Genomic DNA, 3164 nt, shown 5'->3' on the forward strand with positions numbered 1-3164 from the left:
CACCCTGAAACCCGTCGCCATCCGCGCGGGCACCAAGCAGGCGCGGATCATCGCGATGCTGCAGCGTCCCGAGGGGGCGACGGTGGCTGAGATGGTCGAGGCCACTTCGTGGCAGGCTCATACTGTCCGGGGCTCGATCTCTGGCGCTTTGAAGAAGAAGTTGGGCCTGCCCGTCGCTGCCGAGAAGGTCGAGGGCAGGGGGACGGTTTACCGGCTCCCCTGAAGTAGCAGGTCGTTCAGCAGTAGTCGTCCATGCAGTCGTCGTAACTCTCACCCGTCAGTTCACAGAAGGCTTTGAGGGCCCCCTGAAGTGTAAAATACTGGTGCTCGCTGCGGTGGTAGAAGAATTCGCCGCGGACACCGACATGCGCGACCGCCCAGTCCTTGATCGCATTGTCGCTTGGATCGTGTGTAATGACCACGAGACTGTCCTCGGTCATGCCATGTTGGACGACCAAGCTCTGGTAGAGATGGTTTCGCGCGAAAACACGACCGAACTTCAGGTTTTCCGCGTAGCGTTGGAGCGCGTCTTCGGTCACAGCTTCCGGGCAGAGCGGGAACTCCGTCGGCACCTTCCATTTGACCTGCACGACGGACGGCGTCAGTGATTCATATTCCGCCGGTGGCGGTTCATAGCTCGCCCGATCTCTTGTCCCATACAGCCACTCGCCCAGCGCGCCGCCGCTTGGGACAGCGCCACTCTTCGCCCATTCCTGCAAATGTGCTTTTGCGGCTGCTGCCTCGTCCTTCGACAAGGTGCGCATCCAGGATATGTCGGGAAACGCCTTGTCGGTCTGAACCTGGCTTGGGTCGGCGAAGAAGGCTTCAATCGAGCCGTAGACCAGTTCAATGCGCCGTGCCGAGATTTCGTTGAGTAGAACGTTCTCCAGGCGGGTGACCCACCGCAGGTTTTCCGGTCGGTTGTTCGCCCTGTTTGTGTCGATGTGATCAACGACATGTCGATCAGTGGGTGGCTCGCCGTGAAATGCCACGCAGACAATCCGATGGACGGGCACGCCACTCAGATACATGTAGCCGGTCGACAACCCCTGCCGCCCAAACGTCCATTGGTCATCAAGTGGTCTGGTCTTCTGCCGTTTCTGGGGCAGGCGATGCGCGGAACCATTGTCACGGACACGATAACGCTCGCCCCGGTATTCGACCTCCATCTCGCGCTCAAAGATGTCGATAAGCTGGTCAGCCTTACCGTTGCGGGACGAAGAAGGTGAAGGGCTACGCATCAACTGCTCCGGGGAAATTCGACCATTCAAGTACCGAAGGCGGTAGGCCGAGTTCCCATTCTCCTTCTCGGCAAACATTCGCAAGTTCGAGCCAACTGGTCAATCGCGGCTGGCAGTCCGCCCCGTCGCCATCTCCCACCGCCGCACCGCAACATCGCAATAGGCCGGGTCCAGTTCCACCGCGCAGCAGCGCCGCCCGGTGCGTTCCGCGGCGATCATGGGTCTTTGCATTGCGGGCGTAGGGGCGCGGTCGCGCCAGCGGCCAATGTTCGATCCGGCCGGGCAGGAGGGGCGCGTTCATGCCGCGTGCCGCTTGGCCCTGATGGAGGCGAAGGTCTCACCGGTTTCCGCCAGCAGCGCCTCCTGGCCGGTGAAGGACTGCCAGCGCTCAACGGCCACATCGACATAGGCCGGGTTCAACTCGACGCCGAAGCAGACCCGGCCGGTGGTCTCGGCCGCGATCAGCGTGGTGCCCGATCCCATGAAGGGCTCGTAGACCGCCTGTCCGGGACTGGAATTGTTCAGGATCGGGCGGCGCATGCATTCGACCGGCTTTTGGGTGCCGTGGACCGTGTCGGCATCCTGATCCCGGTTGGCGATCTGCCACAGCGTGGTCTGCTTGCGGTCCCCAGCCCAGTGGCCCTTGCCCTTGGCGCGCACCGCATACCAGCAGGGTTCATGCTGCCAGTGGTAATCGCCGCGGCTCAGCACCAGCCGGTCCTTGGCCCAGATGATCTGCGACCGGATAGCGAAACCCGCAGCCACCAGGCTCTCGGCCACGGTCGAGGCATGCAGCGCGCCATGCCAGACATAGGCGACGTCGCCGGGGAACAGCGCCCATGCCTCGCGCCAGTCGGCCCGGTCATCGTTCAGCACCTTGCCAGTGCGCTTTGTCCTGGCCGCGCCCGCCTGGTTGCGCCAGGACGGATCGTATTGCACTCCATAGGGCGGGTCGGTCACCATCAGGAGCGGGCGGATATCGCCCAGCAGCTGCCCGACAACATCGGCCGCGGTGCTGTCGCCGCAGATCAGCCGATGCGCACCCAGCTGCCACAGATCGCCCGGAACCGACACCGGCGCGACCGGCAGGTCCGGAACATCGTCCTCGCCCTCGACAGGGCCCTCGACGCCCAGCGCCTCGGGATCTCGCAGCAGCGCGTCGAGATCATCGTCGCTGAAGCCAAGCAGCGTCGCGTCGAAATCATCTGCCAGAAGCACCGCGATCTCGTCGCGCAGTATGGCCTCGTTCCACTCGCCCAGTTCCGTCAGCTTGTTGTCGGCGATCCGGTATGCCCGGCGTTCGGCCTCGTCGAGATGGCTGAGCCGGATCACCGGCACCTCGGTCAGCCCCAGCATGGTGGCTGCCAGCACCCGGCCATGGCCCGCGATCAGTTCGCCGTCGTCGGCGACCATGCAGGGCATGGTCCACCCGAACCTGGCCATGCTGGCGGCGATCTTCGCCACCTGGTCCTGCCCGTGCATCTTGGCATTGCGGGCATAGGGGCGCAGCCGGGCAATCGGCCAAGTTTCGATCTGGCTCGGCGCGAAGACGAGGTCCATGGGGCGGGGCTCGGGATGTGGGGGCTGAAAACGAAAGCGCCCGCGAGGGGGTTCCTCCGGGCGCTATTCTTCGATGATCAAGGGGTAGGTCAACGGGGGCAGGTCTGTCAATCGGAAAAATGACGCGGATTCAACAGCGTCCCCGCAGGTGGCTTCCGGTGGAGGCTTCCGGCCACCTGGCTTCCCCGAAGTGGATTCCCTGGATTCCGCAAAAGAATCCAGCACGTCCAGATCGTGATTCCGCAAGCCTTTGATAATGAGTCGGTTTTCCGAAGATCGCCCGGCGGGTGGCTTCCAAGTGGATTCCCCGGTGAAAATGCCTCACGCTAGCGAACCGCCGCGCTGCGCCCCCCCGCATACGTT

General features: G+C 63.5%; 3 protein-coding genes. 1 reads left to right on the plus strand and 2 read right to left on the minus strand.

All coding sequences use genetic code 11. The features are described 5' to 3' along the window. Positions 1–223 (plus strand): DUF3489 domain-containing protein (locus tag WMK75_RS18790; RefSeq protein WP_347269100.1); only part of this gene is annotated, 223 nt, incomplete at its 5' end. A gap of 13 nt (positions 224–236) precedes the next feature. Here WMK75_RS18790 and WMK75_RS18795 read toward each other — a convergent pair. Beyond that, positions 237–1319 carry an HNH endonuclease signature motif containing protein gene (locus WMK75_RS18795; protein WP_081972910.1) on the minus strand — a complete coding sequence of 361 codons (1083 nt, stop codon included), beginning with the start codon at positions 1317–1319 and terminating at the stop codon, positions 237–239. 219 nt (positions 1320–1538) lie between these two features. Further along, positions 1539–2801 (minus strand): site-specific DNA-methyltransferase, encoded by a 1263-nt coding sequence (locus tag WMK75_RS18800; protein ID WP_036700968.1) that lies wholly within the window; start codon positions 2799–2801, stop codon positions 1539–1541. Between the last annotated feature and the right edge of the window lie 363 nt (positions 2802–3164).

This window comes from Paracoccus sp. (in: a-proteobacteria), assembly GCF_039808215.1.
GTDB lineage: Bacteria > Pseudomonadota > Alphaproteobacteria > Rhodobacterales > Rhodobacteraceae > Paracoccus.